This window comes from Aliiglaciecola sp. (assembly GCF_039982535.1).
GTDB lineage: Bacteria > Pseudomonadota > Gammaproteobacteria > Enterobacterales > Alteromonadaceae > Aliiglaciecola.
The window spans coordinates 409,599-432,734 of sequence record NZ_JBDWYG010000038.1 but is presented as its reverse complement, the minus strand read 5'-3'; the positions used below and the strand labels follow the sequence as shown (position 1 = coordinate 432,734).

Genomic DNA, 23,136 nt, shown 5'->3' with positions numbered 1-23,136 from the left:
AATCTAATAACCAAATTTTAATTAAAACCATAAAAAATTAAAATACTTCATTTATTACAACAAGTTAATGAAACAGAACAAAGAGGCAAAAGGTTAAGATTTTGTATCCATGAATTGCATTGTTTTGTAACGATTTGTGCGAAAAAGAACCGAAATATGAATGTGACGGCATGGAATGAGGAATATATTGGTTGACCAATTTGTGAATATTGGATACTTTGAATTTTCATTTTCACAATCACGCATCTTTCTAAGATGGAAGTTGACACTAATTATAATGTGTATTGCGAGCACAGGAAGGTTAATCTAAGAAGCTATCAAAAGTGGAAACCTTACGTTAGTTGTCCAAGGGAATAGTTAAACATATATATAGCGTTGCTGATGCAGTGAAGGTGAAAAGCTTACTTTTTTATCCTAATTAGAGAAACTTAACATGCGTGAATCTTGGAGATGGTTCGGACCCAATGACCCCGTAACCATAAATGACATAAGACAAACAGGTGCAACTGATGTGGTCAGTGCACTCCACAATATCCCTACCGGTGACGTTTGGACGATTGACGCGATTCGCCAATATCAAGCTCTTATAGAAGACTGTGAAGATGGTCTTACGCCCCTCAAGTGGAGCGTAGTTGAGAGTATTCCTGTGCATGAAGATATAAAACTAAAACGACCTGGCCATCAAAAGTATATCGATAATTGGATTGAGTCCATGGAGAATCTCGCCAAGTGTGGGATAAAGACGATTTGCTACAACTTCATGCCAGTAATCGATTGGACTCGTACAGATCTTAAATACAAACTTCCTAATGGTGCTTATGCCCTGCGCTTTGACCAGAAAAAATTCGCAGCCTTCGACCTATTTATTCTGCAAAGAGAAAATGCCGAGGCAGAATACAGCGAAGCTGAAATAGCAGAAGCGAAAAGCGTCTTTGAAGCCATGTCAGCAGCCGAAAAAGAACAGCTGACCAACAATATTATTGCCGGTCTACCGGGTAAAATGACTGATGCTTATGGTTTGGATGACTTCCGTGCCATGTTAGCCAACTACAAAGATGTCACCAGTGATACCTTACGTGAAAGTCTGTTTGCTTTTCTATCACAAGTGCTTCCTCGAGCCGAAGCCTTAGGCGTAAAACTCGCTATACATCCGGACGATCCACCCCGTGATATGTTAGGGCTGCCACGTATTATATGTACCGCAGACGATCTCGACATTCTGTTCAATGCGCTACCTAGTCCATCCAATGGTATTACCCTATGTGTTGGTACCTACAGTAGTCGTCCAGACAACAACCTACCAGCTATGGCAAAGCAATTCGGACCTCGTATTCACTTTTCACACCTTCGCGGTGTCAGCCGTGACCCAGAAGAGCAACGAACTTTTTACGAAGCCAGCCACCTCGATAGTGATATCGATATGATTCATGTGGTTAAAGAATTGTTACTCGAAGAAAGTCGACGTCGACAAGCTGAAGTTAAGGATCAAGATATTTTCATCCGTCCCGACCATGGTCATCAAATGATGGATGACATCGATAAAACCGTCAATCCAGGTTATTCCGGCATTGGTCGTTTAAAAGGACTGGCTGAAGTCAGAGGTGTTATTAGAGCCCTTTCTGCACAATTGGAAGAGCCTTCATCATGAAAGATATAATCAAGTTCTCAGCCAACCGTGTATGGCGCACCTATCAAGGCGGAAAATTACTCGACTTAATCGAAGGTAAAGAAAATCCGCAAGACTCAAGCTTCCCAGAAGATTGGATTGGTTCAACGGTAGAAGCACGCAATATCGGCCGCGAAGACATATCTGAAGGGTTGGCAACCGTCCAGCTTGAAGATGGCTCTTCAGTGCCATTTCGTGACCTACTCAACCAAGATCAACAACAGTTTTTGGGTTCGGTGGACGATGCTCCTCGCTCATTGGATGATATTCCTCTCGTTAAGTACTTGGACAGTGCAACTCGATTACATTTCCAAGCGCACCCTACCCGTGAATTTGCCCAACAAAGGTTGGGTTATCCCCGAGGGAAAACTGAAGCTTATGTGATTCTTGAGATCCGCGAAGATGTAACCGATCCCTATATTTACGCAGGTTTTCAACGCTCCCCGAGTCGTGAGCAATTAAAAAAATGGATAGAAGAACAAGATATTGCTTCCATAGAAAAGTGCTTCGACCGCATTCCAGTAAAACCAGGTGACGTATTCTTACTACCTGGCGGCCGTCCTCACGCGTTGGGTGAAGGCATATTGATGCTAGAAATTATGGAGCCTTCTGATTTAGCGGTAAGATTTGAGTTTGAAAGATGTGGATATGTAATTCCCGAAAAGGCGCGATTCATGGATCGTGGCATCGAAACCGCATTAGATGCATTTAACTTCTCACCTGTACCACCAGAAAAAATTGACGACGAGTTCCGTTGCATTCCAGACGTGCTTATTGACGATAACTCAGGAAATAGCCTTGAACAGCTAATTGGACCGGATAAAACCCCTTGTTTTACCGTCAGACGAGCTACAGTTAAAGGCAACTTCCCACGCAAGCAAGATGCGTTTTTCATCGGTGTTGTCACCCAAGGAAGTGGTGTTTTGCGGGTTGGAGATGACGTTACCCAGTTAAATCAGTGGGACCGCTTCTTTTGCCCTGCAAAAGTGGATGATTTCGAATATGAATCAGAATCGGGAATGACGGTTTTGGAATGTTATCCGGGCGGATAGCACCACTAAAAACGGCTTCATCTTTTGCTTGGCAATTGATGAAGTCGTAACGATAACTTAGGTAGTTAAAATGCAAAATTCCTCGCAAAAATCGCTGAAACAAAAGTTCGCCCAAGGCTTAGCTCTGTTTCTACCAGGTATTTTCCTGCTCGGTTTCAATATTGGTACAGGCAGTGTTACCGCCATGGCTAAGGCTGGGGCAGATTATGGCATGTCGTTATTATGGACAATCATTGCTTCATGTTTATGTACTTTTTTCATGATCAACTTGTATGGCCGGTATACGTTGATCACCGGAGAAACCGCACTTCAAGCCTTTAGAAAACACATTCACCCAGGGGTTGGCATATTCTTCTTAGTGGCGCTCACTTTTGGAGTATGCGGAAGTGTCATGGGTGTTATGGGAATAGTGGCGGATATCTGTTACGAATGGTCAAAGTCGGCAGTCGATGGCGGTATCTCCCCCATTTACTTTGCTGGATTTTTTCTCTGCTTGGTGTACTTCATTTTTTGGAATGGTAAAACCCAGTTTTTCGAGCGCAGCCTAGCGGTGGTGGTTGCCATTATGTCGGCCTGCTTTTTGATTAACTTTTTTATCATGATGCCGCCTCCCATGGAGATTTTAAAAGGCTTAGTCCCCAGTATCCCAGAGGTAACATCGAGCTCTGACAAGGGGCCATTTTTAGTTATCGCATCAATGATTGGCACCACGGTATTTTCCGGCCTGTTTATCATCCGTACAACCTTAGTGAAAGAAGCTGGCTGGACCTTGGCTGACTACAGTAAACAACGAAATGACGCCATTTTTTCGGTATTTCTAATGTTTATTATTAGTGCTTCCATTATGGCCGCAGCAGCTGGAACTTTGTTTGTGGAAGGTATTGGTTTATCAAAAGCCTCACAAATGATCAGCATTTTAGAACCGCTAGCAGGTTCGTTGGCTACCTCAATATTTGCATTTGGTTTGATTGCCGCAGGTGTGTCTTCGCAGTTTCCAAACATCCTTATGCTGCCATGGCTATTGTGTGATTATACTGGTGCTAAACGGGACATGACCCTACCTAAGTTCCGTATTATGGTATTTGCGATTTCATTGTTAGGTTTGGTAGTACCGATTTTTGAAGCCCGCCCAGTATTTGTGATGATCATCTCACAAGCATTTAATGCGGTTATCCTGCCAGTGACCGTTGCCTGTATTTTCTATTTAGGCAATCGCAAAGATTTAATGAAAGAACATACAAACACAGCGTTCGCCAATGTTGTTCTTGGCGCAATATTGTTGTTCTCTATCTTCACATCAGCAGTGGGGATTAAAGGTGTTTGGCAATTAGTGTTCGCCTAAACGGTAAACATTCACCAGCAGATCATTGCATAACCTATGTTACTCGATGATCTGCTGGATAATTGTTTATTTAAGTTAACGTCTATTTAGCTCGTAAATCCTCTGTTTCCATGCGAATGGAACGAAATTCAGAATTTTCCTTCCATTGTGGCCAGCGGCTCGAATTGCCCAGATCACGTAGTATTGTGTGGAATAACTCGATGTCTTCTACCGCTCCCCGTAAATCCCAATCAGCACTCCAAGCATCACAGGTTTGGTGGTAACAGTTACCGGTATAATCGGCAATCCATTGATCACCAGCGGCCCGTCCACCATCAATTAAATCAGCACCACCGGCTATCCCCATAATCAACAACACAGGCACACCTTGACGGGCCATGGAGAAGTGATCGGCACGGAAAAATAAACCATTTTCTGGGAGGTTTTCTGGCGTTACAACTCGAGATTGCAATGCAGCAGCCCGGCTTAAATCATCTTCTAAATCACTTTGCCCTTCGCCGACTAAGATAACATCTCTCGCGGGACCGGCGGTTTGCAGAATGTCTAGGGTAAAATTAGCAACGGTAGAGTACAGCGGATAAATAGGCTTAGAGGCATATGCAGCTGAACCTAATAAACCACTCTCTTCAGCTGTCCAAACCGCAAATACAACACTTCTTGCCATCGGCGGCTGCGCCTTGAGCACGCGCGCCAGCTCAATAACGCCCGCAGTACCAAGTGCATCATCATTAGCGCCAGGACGGACAGTGCGACCCAACTCATCGGACTCTCCTTGTCCATAAGCATCCCAATGGGAGGAAACCATCAGGGTTTCATCAGAGTGTGTGGTACCCGGCAATCGAGCCAACACATTTTTAGAATCGATGGTTTCAAGTGAAACCCTAAAGTCCGCCGTTAACGACGTCTGAGGAAGTTCAAAAGCGGTAAAGTCATCTGCGCGAGCGAGTTGACGCTGCTCGTCTAAATCTAATCCTGCGGCATTAAATAACGCCCTTGCAGCATCGTAATGTAACCAGCCTTGCAACAATGGAGGCAATGGGCCAGAGGTTTCAGCCAAAGTGAATTGCTCACCAGGAGAAGATGATGCCACATTCCAACCATAACCTGCAGCCTTGTCTTCATGGATAACTAAGGCAGCCAATGCACCGCGCCGGGCCGCTTCTTCATATTTATATGCCCAACGGCCATAGTAGGTCATGCGCTTGTTACCAAATCGCCCTGCTACAGCTTCATTAGGCGCGGCGGAAAAGTCGGGATCATTCACCAAAAATACCGCGACCTTACCTGTTAGATCGATATCACCAAAATCATCCCAGTCACGTTCAGGAGCATTAACTCCAAACCCTACAAAGACTAAAGGTGCATCTTTAATTTCGACCAAATCCACTGCTCTAGCGGTGCTAACAGCAACGTCACTACCCTGTTGCCAAGTTTGACTGCCATCAGCCACTGTTACGCGCAAAGCACTGTCTTGCTCCAATTGGGTATGCACTAAAGATACTGATTGCGTCCAACCACCATCAGTACCACCAGGCTCTAACCCCAAGGATTCAAATTGTTCGATGAGAAAAGCAATGGTTTTAGCTTCACCGACACCACCCGGTGCTCGGCCTTCAAATTCATCTGAAGCAAGTACTTTAACAATGTCTGAAAGGCGCTGACTGTCGATGGACGCTTTAGTGCTGTGTGAGGCAGCTGGAGTAGCGGTGTCTTTAACGGCATTAGCGTCAGGCGGATTCGAACATGCGCCAACACCAGCCATCAAAGTTAAGCTGAAAAGAAATTGGATAACGGGTTTCATAAGTTGTATTCCGACAAAGTTGAAAATTAAGAGTAAGCCGATTTGGCATAGTTGTGCTAATGAGATTGGAGCTCCATAGCAATGCTAACAGCAAAACAATGAAGGCTCTAAGGGTCACTATGGTCAGCAAGTATATCAGTAATCCCGCGCGTAATTTAGTCTGCTAGGGATGCAACTCAGCCCTTTTCCATTTAAGTCTCCTATTATCTGCATTTCAACGTAAACTAATTTTAACCTGATGCGTATTTATCTAGGATAAAGTATATAGCTTGTTGACCAGCTTCACTTATGTCTCTAAGCACGGTGCTGTAGTTAAGCGTCACTCAAACTAACCTTTAATTTATAGGCAGCTAAGATGATTCAATCATATTTACCAACTACTAATCTGGGATTAAAAAAACTTGGATTTAAAACACTGGGATTAAGTCTGTTTTCACTTTTTTGTGGTGTCTGTGAGGCGTTACCAACAAAAGATCAGAAAATCTCTCACAGCAGCTTGGTGTCGGTTGAACGTTACCCTGCAACTAAGCCAAATCACAAAGTTCCACAGTTCAGTGTCGATGCAAGTTGGCCTACAATGCCTGCTACCTGGATCATGGGACAAGTACCAGGTCTAGCCGTGGATAAACAAAATAATGTGTGGGTGTTACACCGACCTAACTCCCTTGGCAGATTAGATCTTGGGTTGAGCAACAACACTGGCTTATGCTGTGAAGCTGCCCCCCATGTGTTGCAGTTTTCCCCAAACGGCGAACTGCTGGAAGCGTGGGGCGGTCCAGAATTAGCGCCAAGTATTGATGGAACCAATCAATGGCCCGCTACAGTGCACGGCCTTTATGTTGACGACAATAACACTGTTTGGCTTGGAGGGAATGGTAAGGGTGACCATGTTGTGTTGAACTTTACCATTAAAGGGGAATTCATTCGTCAGTATGGCCAGCGGGATAAAACCGATGGCAATTTAAGCCAGGATGCCTTAGGAAACCCAGCGGATATTTTCCATAACCATGCAAACAATCAGGTATTTATCGCCGACGGATATATCAACAAGCGTATTACCTCTTTTACGACTGACGACAACAGTTTTGACCAATTATGGGGCGCATATGGTGGTGAACCCGGCGGTGGTACAAGACAAGGTGCTTTTGACGTGTCTCAAGCCACTAGCAACAGTGAAAATACCAGTACAGAAGCACAGAGTTTTGGCGATATAGTGCATTGTGTAACACAATCAAAAGACGGTCGTATATATGTCTGCGACCGACGCAATAACCGTATCCAAGTGTTTAAAGCCAATGCCGACGGCAAGGTAGAATTCGTCCAAGATGTAATTATTGCTGGCGATACTGGCGGTTTAGGAACGGCATCAGATATCGATTTTTCCCCTGACAATAAATATATGTACGTGGCAGATATGATGAACGGGCGTATCTGGATCCTATGGCACGATACCTATGAAGTACTCGGCAGTTTTGGTCGTCCAGGGCGCTACCCAGGACAATTTACTTGGCTTCACAGCGTCGTAGTTGACGGCGACGGTAATCTATATACCTCAGAAGTCAGCTCTGGCAGACGGGTTCAGAAGTTTGTGCTTACGGGGTTCGATGCTAAGTAGGTTAGTTCGACGAGTTAGGTTTAATCAATTCAAGCTTGCTCACTCAGGTGAGTAGCAAGCTTGATTCACTGCTAGGGTGTAAACTGATTTCCTTAATTCGCTTCCAGCGTCAGAGTTACGCCACTCTCATCACTGGCTAAGTGTTGACGACTATTGAGTAAAAACAATCTGTTGGGGTCAACCATTGCATTGCTAGTTAAAAAGAGTTTAACTGATTTGGCTCTTTCTTCGGCAAGCTTAGCTAATTCATGGCGAGGAATTTCGATTGTACTTCGAACTTGATTGTACATTGCAATCATCAACCCTTGTTCTAATTCCTCCGCTGGAATGACTTTTTCACTATCCTGAGTTTGCAGCTTAGCTTTTACTAGCTGTCTTTGTTCTTCAACATCTTGTTTTGTGCTTGCAGTAAACAACGTTTTTAAAGCCTCAGCAATTGGACCTGAAATTGGCACAGTGGAGGGGCCAAAATTCTCAGGCAAGGCTGTTTGATTGGAAAGCTCCAATAATTGTTTTTGTAACTTTTGCTCCGCCAGTTCATAGGCATCGCTCACTTCGTTTACGGTACCTTCAATATCAACACTTAGACCTGGACGTTTTGCCAAGGCTTCAGCCAAAGTAGTCAATGTTTTGGTAGCGCTTTCGTCTAGCTCGGCTGAACCGTCAGCAAAGAGAACTTTATTGAGTTCATCCTCACTGCCTACTAAATTGGCCAATAAAGAAAAAGGTGCGGTTACCGCTTTGGTGATAATGTTGCCTAGGGCTTTGAATATAATTGAACCGAAACCAAAACTCGGGTTATTTAAGTCTCCGGAGACTTCCATTCCCAGATCAATTACGCCGTTGGAGTCTTGTAACAAGGCAATTGCCAGTGATAAGGGTAAACTAACCGCCTGATCCGAATTGGTTTTACGACCCAAGGTAAGTTGGTCGATAACAAGCTGATTGTCCCCCACTAGCTGGTTATTTTCGAGCTTATAGTTCACATTTAATGACAATAAACCTTTGTCGATAAAATGCCCCATATAGGTACCTGAATAGGGGTTAACTGAAGTCAGTTCAGCGCCATCAACGGAGAAATTCAAATCCAGATACATCTGCTCAATCAGCGGGTTAACTTCACCTTTAAGTAATACTGGAGCATAACCATCAATTTTCCCCATTAAATCAACATTTGCTGCGGTACCTGGTGTAGAAGAAAGTGAGGTTATGTTGCCATTTAAGGTTTCAATACCGGCGGCAAAAGGCGCTTTTAATGAGTTATCTTCGAAATAAGCACTGCCATCATTTACTCTAATATCGCCAATTTTAATGGCCATAAGATTAGACTGAACATTTTCAGCATTTTGCTGCTCATCAGCTTCTATTTGCGAAGCTGAAAGGGAAGACGGGCTATTGTCTGTCTCTGCTGTTGAATCAGCATCGTTTGAAGCACTTTGAACCAAAATGTCGCCGATATTGGTTTGTTTATCTTGGTAAATAATGAACTTGCTAAAGGGTTGATCAAACACTACAGTTTGTACGGAAAGTTGATTTTCCATTGACTGATATTGAATACCTTGAATATTCAGATCCTGCCATTTAAGTAAGGGCTGTTGTTGTAATCCATCAATTACCGTTAAATTAGCAATATTGGCGTCGCCGCTAAAGGTAATTGGACTACTGCTACCGGCTTCAAATGTCCCTGAAAGCCCAGCGACGCCATCTTGCAAGGTCGCATTTGCATATGGAAGCAAATAGGATTGAAGTTGGTTTAAAGCAAATTGTTTCATTTCAAACCCAGCAGAGACCTGCTCGGTGGAGACATTGACCTCCCCTTCACTTTTAAAATAACCAGACGCCATTTCCGGGTAAGATGTAACGTCTCCCCCTACAGCTAACCCTAGATTAAATTCGATGGGTACTTCAAACTTAGTATCAACCTTACCGGTAGCGATATTGAAATCAAATACTCGCCAAAACATCCCTTCGGACACAAGCGTTTCCTTAACTTGAATATCTCCACCGTTTAGGGCGAAAGACTGCAAGATCACCCGCCAGTTGGACTCATCGCCTTGATTTTGTGAAGACCCTTTTTCCTGTGGTGGTAAAGCACTGGTTTGCGTTGATGTAGCAGAGTTAGACGGCATAAACATAGCTTGTAGATCTAAACCTTGCTTATCAAAGTTAGCGTCAATCCAAGGCTGATTAATAATAATTTCAGCCACATCAATTTGTTCAGAGTCGGTGTCCAAGTTAAGATTGTTTATGCTTACTTGTGCCACTGTAATTCGCGGCTTTGTGCTATCAGATATTGCCAAATTAGATAATGATAATTGAGTATCATTGGCGCGAAAGCGAATTCCCTCACTTCCTTCCGACAGATGATAATTGGCATAAAACGCCAATAAACCATCGGTTAATTGGGCTTCAATTAGATCATTCGATAAGGGCCATAATGGGGCTAGGGCGATCCCCGAAAGCGCTATATTCCCCTTGACTTCAAACGGTGCTAATTGGACTTGACCAGCAAAACCAATAGTTCCACCCTCAGCAGTTTCGATCTGCACGTCATAATGATTATCAGCAGTCACTTTATCTTGTTGTTGAGTTACTGTAGATAATGCCGCAAGGGTATCAAAATCGGTAACGTCAAAAGCTAGGTTAGGAAATGCAATGTTAGTTGCGGACACATCATCAGAGAGTAATATTTGTCCCCCTGCCAGCACCATGTTATTTACTCTTAAGTGAGGAATTTCAGAGTCTTTTTCGGTAGTTTTATCCTGGCTATTATCGCTACTTAAATTCTCAAGGATGTCAGAAAAGTTAAACTGGGTTTGTTCACCACCAGTCAATCTTGCTAAATGTACATACGGCTCTTTTATAGACAGGCTTTCTAAAGTTGGTGTGAGGTGTATCAGGGTCTGCCAAAAACCTGCGTCAACTTCCAATAGTGAAACTTTAACAAAAAGTTCGTCACTTTTATCCTCTTCAATCACGAAGTTCGAGACACGAGCCCGCAGTAAAAATGGATTTATTCTTACTTTTTCAATACTGACAACTCGTTGAAATTTATCACTCAATATTTGCGGTAATAGAGATTGCAAAATCAGAGGAGTTAATAAGCCTAAAATTAATGCATAAATGAAATATGCGCTTAATAGATAAGTGCTTATTCGCAACCATTTAGGCTGTTTACGAAATGCTGAAAATAAATTTCTAAGGGACATAATATTGGTTTTATAAAGTTGTCAGAACGGAATAAACGCCCTGTATGCAATGAGCAAACAAGGCGTAAAGTATACTGAGTAACACCTTTGGAAATAGTGTTACTTGTATTAATGAATTAAAGGGCTGTAACTAAGTTACCTAAGCCAGATTGCAACAAAGAAAGCGTATCTTCATCATCACTAAAGTAGCTATTAATTTGAGTTATGAAACTGGTGATCATATCCGTATCCAAGCCAAGGGCTTCGAACTGCTGTTTTAATTCATTAATTGCACTTAAAGATGAACTGTATTCAGACGCTTTGCTAAGTAAACCTGACATAGACGAACTGTCTGAAGATGAATCTGAACTGATTGCAGGTACGTTTTCTAATAAAGAGTCTAAACCTGGAACACTTTGCGCAAGTTCAGAGTAGTTTGTATCTGAAAGGTTGTCTTTAGCATAATCAAAAATGGACGCCAATCCACCTTCGGATTGCGCTTCTGAGACACCTAGATTATCTGAAACCATACTCACTAAACTTGTAACGTCAAAAGATTGCGCAGCTTCATTTGTGTCTGAACCTTCCGCTTCGCTTACTTGTGATGTCGAAGAGCTTCCAAGTAATCCTTGTAGCTTATTAAGTGTATCGTCGGCTGCAAGTGCATTACCAGACAAAGCAAGTGTAGAGATAAGTAGAACTGATAATATTTTCATTTAGTATTCCTTTAAATAAGACTCACGCTTTAAGTGCTATGTATTAGCAAAATTTCAGCTTTAGACGAGATTTACGTACTGTGAGTTCGAATTTACGTTTTTGATTGGGCGATTTTTCGCGCAGAATTTTACCAGTTATAATTGGAAATTACTTGATTTGAAGTGTAAAGATTGTCTTTACAAAACTAGCCTTATTTAGGTTACTTAAAACAACCAACACGCACAAACATCTAAATACTTAGTTAAGTTTAATTAGAAACCGTTGCGATCAAGGTACCTTTATTTGCCGTTACGTACTTAAGCTCCATATTGTTCCTGGCGAATTATCTTCTGTAACTCACTGATATTATGTTTAATATCTCTTCGGTTTGGATCCAGTTTCACGACCTGTTGAAGTAAGTTTACCGCTTGTTGAAATTGGCGCTGTTCAATTTGCATTTGCGCGTGGGCCACTAAAGCTTGTTGTTGAACTTGAGGTAAGGTACTGGCACGGACAAAATAATTTTCTGCCTGTTGATACTGATTTTGGCTTTGATAGAGCTTTGCAATAGCTAACAAGGCTTCAGGTAACAAGGGATCTTGTTTAATCGCCCGAGAAAAATACTTAAGAGCGCGGTCATTTGCATTACGAGCAACCGCAATTTGTCCTCGATATAAGTTAAGCTCTGCTTGAAAGTCTGTTGGAACCTTAACACCAGTTGCAGCGGCGAGTAATGAATCAACAGATTTATAACGTTGTTGGTTCAACAGCCATGGTAAAACTTGTTTTAGTGTAGCCCAATATTCTGTGGACTCGACCACATCATCGTTCCCTAAGCTAAGCTTCAATAACTCGATAGCACGGGGAATACTGCCATGCTGAACGTGTAACTTGGCAGCCAACAAACTATTGCTCAAGTCTTTAGGGGTTAACTGCAAAGCAACCTCTAAGCTACTCAATGCTTGTTCAGGGTGATTTCGCTGCAAAGCAATTTGGCTGCGCAGCAACCAGAGTTCGTGGGGGTTCTGATGTTGGCCTTGTTCAATCATATCTTCAACTAGCCGTTGTGCGGCATTAAAGTTGTGACTGTTAAGCCAAGCGTAAAGCAAACCTTGTTGCCATTGTAAATTATCAGGCTGCAAATAAAGAGCTTGTTGATAACCAGCAATAGCAGCCGCTGGCTGTTGGCTGTTTAGGTTAATAAAGGCAAGTTGACCATATAGTTGCGCATCAGCTACCCCTAACTCAATACTGCGGCTTAAGTGTTTTCTAGCCTCTGAGTAATTTTTATTTAGCATATACAACATACTTAGGCTGCGATGAGCTAGGGCCAAGTTCGGCATCTGTTGTAAGGCGGCTTTCAAGGCCTTTTCAGCTTCATCATAACGTTTTAAGCTTAACATCACTTGACCGCGCAACTGCTGCAAAGCGGCGCTGTCGTTTTCTAACGAGCGCTGTTCAAACGCTTTAGCAACAGCATTAAAGTCTTGTTGAGTTAATAAAGGTTGAATATCTCGGGCAAACCCTTTTTCCGCTGGAGGCAATTGGGCACTAACTGGGCTCACCGGGGCACTTTCTAATAAAAACTGCCAGTTTGGTTCGGCTAACTCGACCTGCACTTCCGCAGATACCTGTGTACTTGAGAGCAACAATAATAGGCAGGCCAACACAGAATTTAGTCTGGTTTTGCTCATGCCAAATTGAATCTGTTTGCAGGGGAGTAATTTTATTTTCATATGATTTTTAAACACTTATTTCTATCGGCCAAATAAATCTAGCCCGAGCAGGTTCATTGTCTTTTTGCGGCGGACTAAATCGGCTTTTTCTAACTAACTTACGTATTTCAGGATTGAGCTCAGGATACGAATTACTCGCCACATTAATTAAGGTGACCTGTCCTTCTTCGTCAATCATGACATCGAGTTTTACCAAGGTTTTAGTGATCCCTCGACGTTGTAGGCTTTTCGGAAAATCAATAACTAATGGGGTCAACAAAGTAGGTACAGAGTCCAATGACTCTATTCCCACAGCATTCCAATCCACTTCTAATGACTGCCATTGAGTGTCGAGGGGATCAATATGTACTTCTTGGGGTTTTAATAAGTCGATAGACGTTACGTCAAACTCAATCACTGGCATAGAAGCACCCTCGCCCTGAACTTGCAATTCGACATTGGCTTGGCTGACCTCTTGAGTTTGCTGGGGAGGTGGCGGCGGAGGTGGTGGCGGTAAGTTAACCGTTGAGACGGTTCTAACAACTAAGGTTTCGTCGGTTTGAGCTTTTAACCAGTCACTCATCCACATGATCAACAAAGCAATGCTGAGCATAACAATACTAATGAGTAACGATAAACCGCGACCACGGAGGTAGTTATGTATCATTTTCATGATTTCAACGCCGCGATATTTACAGTTGTTGAGCCTGCCAACTTAGCCTCATCAATCACTTCGAGCAATAATTGGGTGGGTACATTTTTATCTGCTTGGATCACCACAGGTTTAGGATCAAATTGCTGCAATTGCTCTAATGTACTGCGCACACCTACAACACCAATTTGACTGCCATCATAGAACACCTCACCGGCATCCGTAATCGCTAATAGAATCACAGTTTTATCTAATTGTGAGGCAGAAATAGCCTGAGGTTTATCCACCTCAACCCCTGTTTCTCGCACAAAAACCGTGGTGACAATAAAGAATATGAGCAAAATAAAAACCACATCCAACAAAGGCGACATATCAATGCTGTGGTCATTTTGTTGTTCTATCCGTTGTTGTAAACGAGAAGCCATTGTTATTCGCTCCCAACTGCAACATAAGCTTGTTGTCTAGATAATCGATTACGAATATTACCTTGTAATATCCACGCTGGAATGGCGCAAACTAGGCCTAACTGAGTTGTTAATAACGCATCGCCTATGCCATCACTTAACAGCGCGTTGCTTGCCCCTTGCTGCGCTATTCCAGCAAAACACTCCAGTAAACCGATAATAGTGCCCAACAACCCCATCAAAGGTAACGCGCCAATCAAAACCGCAGTAAATTCGCTATTCACATGATTTCGCTTAGTTGTATTGTCGTTATTTTCAGTGTGATTATTTGAACTAGATGATAATAATCTAGGGTTTCTGCTTAACAAATATTGTTGCCACAATTCTTGATAACAATATATGGCCAGCATAAGTATCGCCCAACACACCCAACTGTGGCTTATTTGCGAGATCATGCGGCCTCCTGCTTCACTTCATTTGGCTGCTCTTCTATTGGTTGACTAAGCAATATCGCAAAATTTTCAAGTTCATGATAATAAGATTTAGCTCGCTTCGATAAAATCGCATTTAGAATTAAAGCTGGAATAGCCACGACCAAACCAAGTTCGGTAGTAATCAGAGCTTGAGCAATGCCGCCAGAAACCACTTCAGGGTCGCCGCTACCAAATAATGTCATCATTTTAAAGGTTTCTATCATGCCACTCACCGTACCTAACAGCCCCAACAAAGGTGCAACTGATGCGGTAATACCAATCACCAATAACCAACGCTCTAACCAATATTTATCTTGCTGCAATTGCACAAATAACTGGTCATCTCGCGCTCTGTCATTATTAGCTTGCAGCGCAATATCAAAGAGTTCTTTTTGCTGCCCCTTTATACTGGCAAGTACTTTTTCACTCGGCTCTGCTAACTGGCTGTGTAAATAAGTTGGGGTAAATCGCTGTAATTTAGGCAAACGGGCCAATTGCACGGATTTGTATATGGCAATCACCAACGCCAAAACCGCAAAGGTTAAAATAGGGATCACCCAAACACCGCCTTTAACCACATGTTGCCAAGCCGTTTGTTGGTGCTGTTGACGGGCAACGGCACGATTCATGGTTGGATCAAAAAACAGCTCGCCGCGACCTTCACTTTGAATTGCCTTTAGCCCCGCACTAGCACTACCATCGAGTAACAAGGCTGAGTGTAACTGTCCATCTTCACGAGTTGCTAAGCCTGCTTGCTGCAAATCCTCGTGCCAAAACCAGTTAATCGGGCCTAATGATAAAGTAGGCAACTGTTCCAGCTTTCCGTTACCCATTACTATAGATTGGGGTTGCCATATGGGTGACAGTTTACCTTGTAACTCTTGACTAAAGCCCTGTATCAGCTGCATTTTTTCAGCAGTTGTCAATCCTGCCGGCTGGCTATTCAATTGCTGCTGATGTAGAAAACGGTTTATCAGGTTTTGCTGATAATTTTGTTGTTCACGCCAATCTTTAATGCGAGTTTCAAGCTGGCTTAGGCTTAAGGTTTTTTCGTCGCTAAGTCGGCGAGCAGCAGCCGTTTTCTGTTGTAGAGCTTGAACTTCTCTTTCGAGTTTATTTAACTTCTCGAGTAAGTTACGTTTCTGAGAAGCAATATTTTTTTGACTGGAGCTTAAGCGTTTTTGTGCATCATTAAGCTTAGTTAATAATCCCTTATCAACTGTTTCATTTGCATGGGCATTTGGGTGCTGTCCTAACCAGAAAAATACAGTAAGGGTGACAATTAATGGTCGAAGATAGTGAAAGAATGACATCGCTATTGCTCTTTTAAACTGGAAATAGAAAAGGGTAAGCTGACAAAATCAGCCTCACTCTGTTTCTCGAATATGGCGATTGCCTTGCTGATAGCACTACTATCCGAGTTATCATCGAACTGCCACTGCCAACCGTTATCTGTAACCTGACCTGTTCCGCTATAACTGCCATCTAAACTGACAAACCAAGCACTAGAAGCCCCGAGATAGAGTTGCTTCACGAGTATTTGCTCGTTTTGCTTGTTGTTAATGGGCATCTGCACAACCGCAATTCGCTGATCAAATTCAGCTAGTTTAGACAGTCTTGCTAGGTTCGCTTGTAACGGAATGGATGACTCTGATGAACTATCGGTATCACCAATATCTTGTTGCCAAGCTTGCTTAACGGGTGGCGGTAACCTTTGCTCTAACGCGTTTAATTGGTTCGACAACAGGCTAATTTGTTGTTCTAACACCCCTTGCTCTTGTTCTAATGTGGTCTGCTCTTCAGCTAAGGCCAACCTTTGTTTTTCAACTTGAGAAGAGTCACCTTTTTTTTCCGATAACATCGTCAACAGTTGCTCTTTCTCTAACTCAAGTAAACGCATTCTCTGGGTTAACAAAGGTTGCTGTTGTTGCCACTCAGATTCCAAAGCGTTAATTTGGCGTTCAAGACCCAACCATTGATTCACCATAGTTTCGACTTTACTTATTTCTTGCCCATAAAGATTACTAGACAATAAACAGCCGACTACCAGCAGCACCTTCCGGCCTACCAGTTTATTTAATTTATCTTTCATTATTACTGTCGCTCTTCACTTTTATTTTTCACCGAAGCCTATGCACCATCGAACTGACATCAAAATAAAAGATTGATTTATCACCGATAATTCTATTCTGCCAGAAACAAAGACGAGTGTAAATAACCATGCGAATGATAATTACTTGCATTTAGATTAATGATAAAATATGCTTCACCACCTAGCGTTAATTAACCCACGAAAATCAAAACACACACACTACGGAGAATAGAAATGACTGCAGTACAACACGCAGCGGTAAGAGAAAAGTTTACCCGCAATGCGATTACTTTGGCTTTGAGCGCTTTGTTACCAATGGGAGCTGCCCATGCTCAAGATGTGCAGGAGCTTGCAGTTTCACAGGCAACATCACAGACTGAAGAAGACTATAAAGTAGAGAACTCTACTTCCGTAAAATATACTCAACCGCTGTTGAACACGGCAAAGTCGATCACTGTCATTCCCCAGTCTGTAATGAAAGATCGTAACGTTGATAGTTTGCGCTCAGCTTTGCGAAACGTACCTGGAATTTCCATGGCTGCCGGCGAAGGTGGCACACCAACCGGTGATAGCATGTCAATTCGCGGATTCAGTGCGGCAAACAATATATTAATCGATGGCGTTCGTGACATAGCTGGCTATTCTCGTGACATTTATAATGTTGAAGCAGTAGAAGTTGCAAAAGGTCCTGGCGCTGCCATATACGGTCGTGGCGCGGCAGGTGGTGCAGTAAACTTACAAATAAAAACGGCAACCCTAGATGAATTTACTGACGTTAGTCTCAGACTAGGTACTGAAAATGATTATCGTGCACAAGTTGACTCCAACTTAACAATAGGTGAAACCTCAGCGTTGCGTATTAATGCCTTGTTAGACGATGGCGATGTTGCTGGACGTAATTATGTTAACAACAGCAACAATGCAGTGGCACTTTCTTTTGCAACTGGGCTAGGTACGGAATCTAGACTCAGCGTTAATGCAGATTATCAAAAGCAAGACAACCTACCTGACTACGGCATGCCGTGGGTGTCTAATAGCAGTTCCTCAGATCCCGTTGCTGAGTTAGCGGCATACGAAGGCGGCCCTTCAAATGCTGATTTCGATAATTTTTACGGTAACATTTATCGTGACTTTGAAGATATCAAAGGCCAATCACTAACCGCAAAATATGAGTACGACCTTAATAATTCGACCATGCTGCGAGCGTTAGTTAGAACAGGCTCTATTGAACGTCAATCTGTAGTAACAGCACCGCGTTTTATAAGCGTAACCACCAGTACAGATGTTCGTTTGAGCGATGAAAAAACTCGTGACACCAAAGATTCAATGACCGTCTTTCAAGGGGACTTAATCGGCAGTTATCAACAGGGCAATATTAAACATGACATTGCCGCTGGAGTAGAGTTAAGTCGCGAAAAATTTGAGCGCTGGAATTTCGAAGCCATAGTGCCAGATAACCTAAATGATACTCCTGAGTTAGTCGATTTATACAATCCGGATGCAGAAGTCGCATTCACAGGACAATATGCTCGCACTGATAAAAGTAACGAGGCCACTGGTGACACGAAAGCAATTTATGTTTTTGATACCATCACTTTAGATCCTCAGTGGCAATTATCCCTCGGTTTACGTTGGGATAGCTTTGAAACAGAGTACTTTTATGACTTAGATGGCGATGATCCAAGCGTAAAATTGAATGCTAAAAATGACGAGTTGAGTTGGAATGCCGGCATTGTGTATAAACCCAATGCAAGCAGCAGCATATATTTTGGTGCGGGTAACTCATTTAGCCCAACAGCGGAAGATTTAACAGCCTCGTCGAACAGTAACAGTAACCAAAATAACCTAGATCCAGAAGAAACTCTTAGTTATGAATTAGGTTATAAATGGGAAATGTACGACGGTAAATTATTTGCTAACGCAGCTATTTTCCGTAGCGAAAAAACCAATGCATTAACGGATGACCCATTCTTTGACGACGAACAAAGTAGCTACGATACATTGAACGGTAAACAACGAGTTGATGGTATTGAACTTGGATTGGCCGGTAATCTTACCGACAAATTATCCATCATCGCAGCTTATACCTTCCAAGATAGTGAAGTTGTTAATGCTGAAGGCGCTGATGCATCTCAAATTGGGGCTGAATTGCCACGCACACCAGAACACTCTTACAGCGTTTGGGGTCGTTATGATTATTCAGATGCTCTCGCTTTTGGCCTTGGTGCTCAATATATGGGTAAACGTTACAACAGCAGCACACCTGCAAGTCGCGAAGTTGCAGACAGTTACATGATTTGGGATATGATGATATCGTATCAGGCTACTGAGCAGCTAAGCCTTCAGGTTAATGGCAGCAACCTTACTGATGAAGATTACGTTGATCAAATAGGTGGTGGTCACTACATTCCTGGCGAAGGTCGATATTTAAGTGTGACGGCAAACTACCAATTTTAAACGGCTAATTTAGTTCGTTTTAAAATAACCCAATGTTTAAAACTGAAACCGACTCTTACGAGTCGGTTTTGCAATGTTAGGAAAGCCTAGATGTTATTAAAAATACCCGCAGTACTAAGCAAACAACAGGTTGCAGATGCTAAAAATGCACTCTTAGGTGCTCAGTGGTCTGACGGTAATATTACCGCTGGCTATCAAAGTGCTAAAACCAAAAACAATCTGCAATTACCAAGTGATTCACAGGTAGCTCACGAATTGGGTGAAGTAATTTTAACGGCACTATCACAAAATAACCTATTTATGTCGGCGGCCTTACCCAGCAAAATATTTCCCCCTTTATTTAATTGTTATCAAGGCGGACAATCCTTTGGCACCCACGTCGATAATGCTATCCGCCAGGTTCCAGGAACGCCGGTTAAAGTTAGAACAGATTTATCCATGACCTTATTCTTCTCTGAACCAGACGAATACGAAGGTGGCGAGCTGGTAATGGAAGATACTTTTGGTTCACAACGAATAAAGCTCGCAGCTGGCGACATGGTGTTATACCCGTCCACCAGCTTACATCGTGTCACTCCAGTCACCAAAGGACGGCGCTTAGCGTCATTTTTCTGGTTACAAAGCATGGTATCCAGCGATGAAAAACGCAGTATTTTGTTTGATATGGATATGGCAATCCAAGCCCTACGCAGCAAACTTGATGACAGCCCTGAAATAGTCCAACTCACAGGCGTTTATCACAACCTGTTACGACAGTGGGCACAAACCTAAAAAGGTCATGACCGCCAATAAAGAGCTCACCCCGTAGCATGGCCTTTAGGCCATGGGCACCAACATACAACAGCGCGGCTAAAGCACCCGCCTACAACACCCCTGTAGCATGGCCTTTAGGCCATGCTACCAACAAACAATCGCGGGGCTAAAGCACCCGCCTACAAAAAATCCTCCCCATAGCATGGCCTTTAGGCCATGACCAACAACAAAAAACCGCGGGGCTAAAGCACCCGCCTACACCCCCCCGTAGCATGGCCTTTAGGCCATGACCACCACCAAACAACCACGGAGCTAAAGCACCCGCCTACAACACCCCCGTAGCATGGCCTTTAGGCCATGGCCAACAACAAACAATCGCGGGGCTAAAGCACTCGCCTACAAAACACACCTCGTAGCATGGCCTTTAGGCTATGGCACCAACAAACAACCACGGGGCTAAAGCACCTGCCTACAAAAAACACCCGTAGCATGGCCTTTAGGCCATGGGCACCAACAAACAACCGCGGGGCTAAAGCCCCCGCCCACAAAAAACACCTGTAGCATGGCCTTTAGGCCATGACCAACAACAAAAAACTGCGGGGCTAAAGCACCCGCCTACAACACCTCTGTAGCATGGCCTTTAGGCCATGGCCAACAACAAACAACCGCGGGGCTAAAGCACCCGCCCAGGGAAATATCTGCGCCTGAAATTATGGATTTTATAGGTCCTTCCAGTTTGTATAACTTTTGACAAGGGCTTATTGATGTGTATATATTAACCACATAGTTGATTAATCAAGTAATAAATAACGATAATAATTTACTGAAAATACACATAAAATTCACAACATATAACTCGATGACGTTTTACCGTTCGCATATAAGAACTCTAATAATAAAGAAGGTATTAAAACATGAGACATCACAAAATAGCCCTCGCTGTAGCCACAACTTTAAGCCTAGGAATGACATCCACGTTACATGCTCAAGAAAATAGTGTGTTTGAAACCATTCAAGTGACGGCTAAGAAGAAATCGCAAGATTTACAGGATGTTAGTGTCTCTGTTACGGCCTTTTCCGGTGATGCTTTGCGAGAGTTGAATATGACCGACAGTGTCGATATTTCTGCTCAAACACCTGGGCTGAATATTGGTACACCTGTTGGAGAAGGCAACAACCCTTCAATTTCGTTGCGTGGCGTAGGTCTCAATGATTTTAATGATAATAACGAAGGACCCATTGCAGTATATCGTGATGATGTATACCAATCTGCTATGCCTGGCCTAACCTTTCAGTTGTTTGACCTAGAACGAGTTGAAGTATTACGAGGTCCACAAGGCACCTTATACGGGAGAAATGCCACCGGTGGTTTGGTACATTTTATTTCCAATGGGCCCACTGAAGATACTGAAGTGTTGTTCGATTTAACCCTTGCTGAATACAACCAAATTAAAACCGAAACGGCCGTAGGTGGCAGTTTAACAGACTCCATTCAAGCCCGACTTGCCGTTGCCACTAACAACCACGATGGTTATGTTGAAAATAGAATTGGTAAGGATGCTAATGAAGCGGATAGCCGAGCCTACCGCTTACAGGTCAATTTCGACATTAGCGAAGACTTTACCGCCCTACTCAATGTTCACGGTGGCAAATCTAGCACTAACGCTCCCCAATACCAGCATTTAGCATCTGATGACGGTGCAGGAAATTCCACCTCAGATTTTTACGGTTATGCCGACACTGACGGTGATAACTTTGCTGGCGAATATAACCGACAAGGTATTTTAGATATAGACTCAGATGGTCTTTCATTAAAATTAAACTGGGAAAATTCGGATTATACTTTTACCTCAATTACTGCCATTGAGAATGTAGAAAAGCTTCACCAAGAAGATACGGATGTAGGTCCTTACAGCGGTTTGATCCCTCAATTTGCCTCTAAAAACGAACAGTTCAGCCAAGAGTTTAGATTAAGCGGTTCAGCAGAGTCATTTGATTGGATAGTCGGAGCTTACTATTTTGAAAATGAAGTTAATGGTGCTCTTGATTTAGATATTAACTACCCCGGCCCCCTAATTGATGCCATAACTGGTGCTCCTGAGGGTACCTTTGGTTCTGAATTAGTACCTTTTGTAAGTTACGATATCGACTATGATCAAGATACCGAATCCTATGGTTTGTTCGGTCAAGTGGAAAAGTCCCTCACCGATAAGTTAACCCTAACCCTTGGCTTGCGTTACACCTCTGAAGAACGCAGCATGGATTATCAAAACCTAGCGACTACAAACGCTGACGCTGTAGTGAATTCTTGTCTTATCCCCGCTGGTGATGTGTGCGGATTAGTCGGAGATGCTAGTTATCCTGGTACCGATTACTATTTTGACTTTACTGAACAAAACCCTGCAGCGGCAGGTTTAACCACCATTGATGATGACAATATTTCAGGTCAAATTGGACTTGATTACAAGGTAAGCAAAGATACTCTAGTCTTTTTCAATATTGCCAATGGCTTTAAAAGTGGCGGCTTTAATGGTGGGTTCCTCGACTTCACCGACGGGGTAACAGAAGAAGATGTGGCGTTTGATTCTGAAGAACTGACCAGTTATGAAGCAGGTATAAAAACCACCTTGGCCAGTGGTGATGTAAGAGTTAACAGTAGTGTTTTCTATTACGATTACAAAAACTATCAAGCTTTGACATTCGCAGGATTAAGCCAGTTTATCAATAACTCTGATGCAACCTTACAAGGTTTAGATGCGGAGGTGACTTGGGTCCCAGGTGACGATTGGGATATTAAACTTGGCGCCAGCCTGTTAGATACCGAAATTGACAGTGTGGTTGTTCGCGGCGTAGGCACAGTTGAAGATAGAGAAATGGTTCTAGCACCTAAATATACCGTTAACGGTATCGTTCGCTATCAAGCCACCGATGCCATTTCTGCACAAATAGATTTTAATCATCAAGGTGAGCAATACTTTGATATCACCAACAGCGAAATATCCAAAGAGAAATCATATACGGTTTTTAATGCTCGCCTCGGTTATCAGATAAATGACTATTGGAAAGTCTCTGCTTTTGTGAAAAACATCACAGACGAAGAATATCGAGTTTATACCTTTGACTTCACTCAAAGCGCCGGTTTTATCCAAGAGTTTTACGCCAGACCAAGATGGATTGGCGTTAACGTTCAATACAATTACTACTAGAACGGACACCAAAAGTAGATTTTA

16 protein-coding genes are annotated in these 23,136 nt (G+C 42.9%); 7 read left to right on the top strand and 9 right to left on the bottom strand.

Going from position 1 to position 23,136, the window contains the following annotated elements; translation table 11 throughout:
* Positions 1-433 precede the first annotated feature (433 nt).
* The 3 genes from uxuA to ABJV04_RS11130 all read left to right on the top strand — a co-directional run bounded on the left by uxuA (position 434) and on the right by ABJV04_RS11130 (position 4,060).
* Positions 434-1,648 carry a mannonate dehydratase gene (gene uxuA, locus ABJV04_RS11140; RefSeq protein ID WP_348491590.1) on the top strand — a complete coding sequence of 405 codons (1,215 nt, stop codon included), beginning with the start codon at positions 434-436 and terminating at the stop codon, positions 1,646-1,648.
* Positions 1,645-2,718 (top strand): class I mannose-6-phosphate isomerase, encoded by a 1,074-nt coding sequence (locus tag ABJV04_RS11135; RefSeq protein WP_348491589.1) that lies wholly within the window; start codon positions 1,645-1,647, stop codon positions 2,716-2,718. Before uxuA ends, ABJV04_RS11135 begins: the two co-directional genes overlap by 4 nt.
* A 70-nt stretch (positions 2,719-2,788) precedes the next feature.
* Positions 2,789-4,060 carry an Nramp family divalent metal transporter gene (locus ABJV04_RS11130; RefSeq protein WP_348491588.1) on the top strand — a complete coding sequence of 424 codons (1,272 nt, stop codon included), beginning with the start codon at positions 2,789-2,791 and terminating at the stop codon, positions 4,058-4,060.
* An 82-nt stretch (positions 4,061-4,142) separates the two neighbouring features.
* On the opposite strand, the gene ABJV04_RS11125 is transcribed toward ABJV04_RS11130, so the two are convergent.
* The gene (locus ABJV04_RS11125; RefSeq protein ID WP_348491587.1) at positions 4,143-5,861 is read right to left on the bottom strand and encodes a M28 family peptidase; all 1,719 of its coding nucleotides are present in this window, start codon (positions 5,859-5,861) and stop codon (positions 4,143-4,145) included.
* Positions 5,862-6,216: 355 nt separating this feature from the next.
* Between ABJV04_RS11125 and ABJV04_RS11120 the strand changes: the two genes are divergently transcribed.
* Positions 6,217-7,476, top strand: a complete 1,260-nt coding sequence (locus ABJV04_RS11120) for a beta-propeller fold lactonase family protein (RefSeq protein ID WP_348491586.1) — start codon at positions 6,217-6,219, stop codon at positions 7,474-7,476.
* A gap of 92 nt (positions 7,477-7,568) precedes the next feature.
* Here the strand turns inward: ABJV04_RS11120 and ABJV04_RS11115 are convergent, their stop codons facing one another.
* From ABJV04_RS11115 to ABJV04_RS11080, 8 genes are all read right to left on the bottom strand, one after another.
* Positions 7,569-10,685, bottom strand: a complete 3,117-nt coding sequence (locus tag ABJV04_RS11115) for a DUF748 domain-containing protein (RefSeq protein WP_348491585.1) — start codon at positions 10,683-10,685, stop codon at positions 7,569-7,571.
* Between the two features lie 116 nt (positions 10,686-10,801).
* Positions 10,802-11,380, bottom strand: coding sequence for a DUF2780 domain-containing protein (locus tag ABJV04_RS11110; protein WP_348491584.1), 579 nt, complete (start codon positions 11,378-11,380; stop codon positions 10,802-10,804).
* 297 nt (positions 11,381-11,677) lie between these two features.
* A complete protein-coding gene (locus ABJV04_RS11105) occupies positions 11,678-13,096 on the bottom strand; it encodes a tetratricopeptide repeat protein (RefSeq protein WP_348491583.1) in 1,419 nt (472 codons plus the stop codon).
* A gap of 7 nt (positions 13,097-13,103) precedes the next feature.
* On the bottom strand, positions 13,104-13,748 hold the full coding sequence (locus ABJV04_RS11100; RefSeq protein WP_348491582.1) for a TonB family protein: 645 nt from the start codon (positions 13,746-13,748) through the stop codon (positions 13,104-13,106).
* Positions 13,745-14,152: a biopolymer transporter ExbD gene (locus ABJV04_RS11095; RefSeq protein WP_348491581.1), complete on the bottom strand. Its 408-nt coding sequence runs from the start codon at positions 14,150-14,152 to the stop codon at positions 13,745-13,747. Before ABJV04_RS11095 ends, ABJV04_RS11100 begins: the two co-directional genes overlap by 4 nt.
* A 2-nt stretch (positions 14,153-14,154) precedes the next feature.
* A complete protein-coding gene (locus tag ABJV04_RS11090) occupies positions 14,155-14,586 on the bottom strand; it encodes a MotA/TolQ/ExbB proton channel family protein (RefSeq protein ID WP_348491580.1) in 432 nt (143 codons plus the stop codon).
* A complete protein-coding gene (locus ABJV04_RS11085) occupies positions 14,583-15,917 on the bottom strand; it encodes a MotA/TolQ/ExbB proton channel family protein (protein WP_348491579.1) in 1,335 nt (444 codons plus the stop codon). The genes ABJV04_RS11090 and ABJV04_RS11085 overlap by 4 nt, the downstream gene beginning before the upstream one ends.
* A 2-nt stretch (positions 15,918-15,919) precedes the next feature.
* The gene (locus tag ABJV04_RS11080; protein WP_348491578.1) at positions 15,920-16,696 is read right to left on the bottom strand and encodes a DUF3450 family protein; all 777 of its coding nucleotides are present in this window, start codon (positions 16,694-16,696) and stop codon (positions 15,920-15,922) included.
* Between the two features lie 234 nt (positions 16,697-16,930).
* Between ABJV04_RS11080 and ABJV04_RS11075 the strand changes: the two genes are divergently transcribed.
* From ABJV04_RS11075 to ABJV04_RS11065, 3 genes are all read left to right on the top strand, one after another.
* Positions 16,931-19,153: a TonB-dependent siderophore receptor gene (locus ABJV04_RS11075; protein ID WP_348491577.1), complete on the top strand. Its 2,223-nt coding sequence runs from the start codon at positions 16,931-16,933 to the stop codon at positions 19,151-19,153.
* A gap of 90 nt (positions 19,154-19,243) precedes the next feature.
* Positions 19,244-19,924, top strand: a complete 681-nt coding sequence (locus tag ABJV04_RS11070) for a Fe2+-dependent dioxygenase (RefSeq protein WP_348491576.1) — start codon at positions 19,244-19,246, stop codon at positions 19,922-19,924.
* Between the two features lie 896 nt (positions 19,925-20,820).
* Positions 20,821-23,112, top strand: coding sequence for a TonB-dependent receptor (locus ABJV04_RS11065; protein ID WP_348491575.1), 2,292 nt, complete (start codon positions 20,821-20,823; stop codon positions 23,110-23,112).
* Positions 23,113-23,136 lie beyond the last annotated feature (24 nt).

What these genes read in the sequence shown, in the direction of transcription:
- uxuA (WP_348491590.1), top strand. Translation starts at nt 434, where the DNA reads ATGCGTGAATCTTGGAGATGGTTCGGACCCAATGACCCCGTAACCATA.
- ABJV04_RS11135 (WP_348491589.1), top strand. Translation starts at nt 1,645, where the DNA reads ATGAAAGATATAATCAAGTTCTCAGCCAACCGTGTATGGCGCACCTAT.
- ABJV04_RS11130 (WP_348491588.1), top strand. Translation starts at nt 2,789, where the DNA reads ATGCAAAATTCCTCGCAAAAATCGCTGAAACAAAAGTTCGCCCAAGGC.
- ABJV04_RS11125 (WP_348491587.1), bottom strand. Translation starts at nt 5,861, where the DNA reads ATGAAACCCGTTATCCAATTTCTTTTCAGCTTAACTTTGATGGCTGGT.
- ABJV04_RS11120 (WP_348491586.1), top strand. Translation starts at nt 6,217, where the DNA reads ATGATTCAATCATATTTACCAACTACTAATCTGGGATTAAAAAAACTT.
- ABJV04_RS11115 (WP_348491585.1), bottom strand. Translation starts at nt 10,685, where the DNA reads ATGTCCCTTAGAAATTTATTTTCAGCATTTCGTAAACAGCCTAAATGG.
- ABJV04_RS11110 (WP_348491584.1), bottom strand. Translation starts at nt 11,380, where the DNA reads ATGAAAATATTATCAGTTCTACTTATCTCTACACTTGCTTTGTCTGGT.
- ABJV04_RS11105 (WP_348491583.1), bottom strand. Translation starts at nt 13,096, where the DNA reads ATGAAAATAAAATTACTCCCCTGCAAACAGATTCAATTTGGCATGAGC.
- ABJV04_RS11100 (WP_348491582.1), bottom strand. Translation starts at nt 13,748, where the DNA reads ATGAAAATGATACATAACTACCTCCGTGGTCGCGGTTTATCGTTACTC.
- ABJV04_RS11095 (WP_348491581.1), bottom strand. Translation starts at nt 14,152, where the DNA reads ATGGCTTCTCGTTTACAACAACGGATAGAACAACAAAATGACCACAGC.
- ABJV04_RS11090 (WP_348491580.1), bottom strand. Translation starts at nt 14,586, where the DNA reads ATGATCTCGCAAATAAGCCACAGTTGGGTGTGTTGGGCGATACTTATG.
- ABJV04_RS11085 (WP_348491579.1), bottom strand. Translation starts at nt 15,917, where the DNA reads ATGTCATTCTTTCACTATCTTCGACCATTAATTGTCACCCTTACTGTA.
- ABJV04_RS11080 (WP_348491578.1), bottom strand. Translation starts at nt 16,696, where the DNA reads ATGAAAGATAAATTAAATAAACTGGTAGGCCGGAAGGTGCTGCTGGTA.
- ABJV04_RS11075 (WP_348491577.1), top strand. Translation starts at nt 16,931, where the DNA reads ATGACTGCAGTACAACACGCAGCGGTAAGAGAAAAGTTTACCCGCAAT.
- ABJV04_RS11070 (WP_348491576.1), top strand. Translation starts at nt 19,244, where the DNA reads ATGTTATTAAAAATACCCGCAGTACTAAGCAAACAACAGGTTGCAGAT.
- ABJV04_RS11065 (WP_348491575.1), top strand. Translation starts at nt 20,821, where the DNA reads ATGAGACATCACAAAATAGCCCTCGCTGTAGCCACAACTTTAAGCCTA.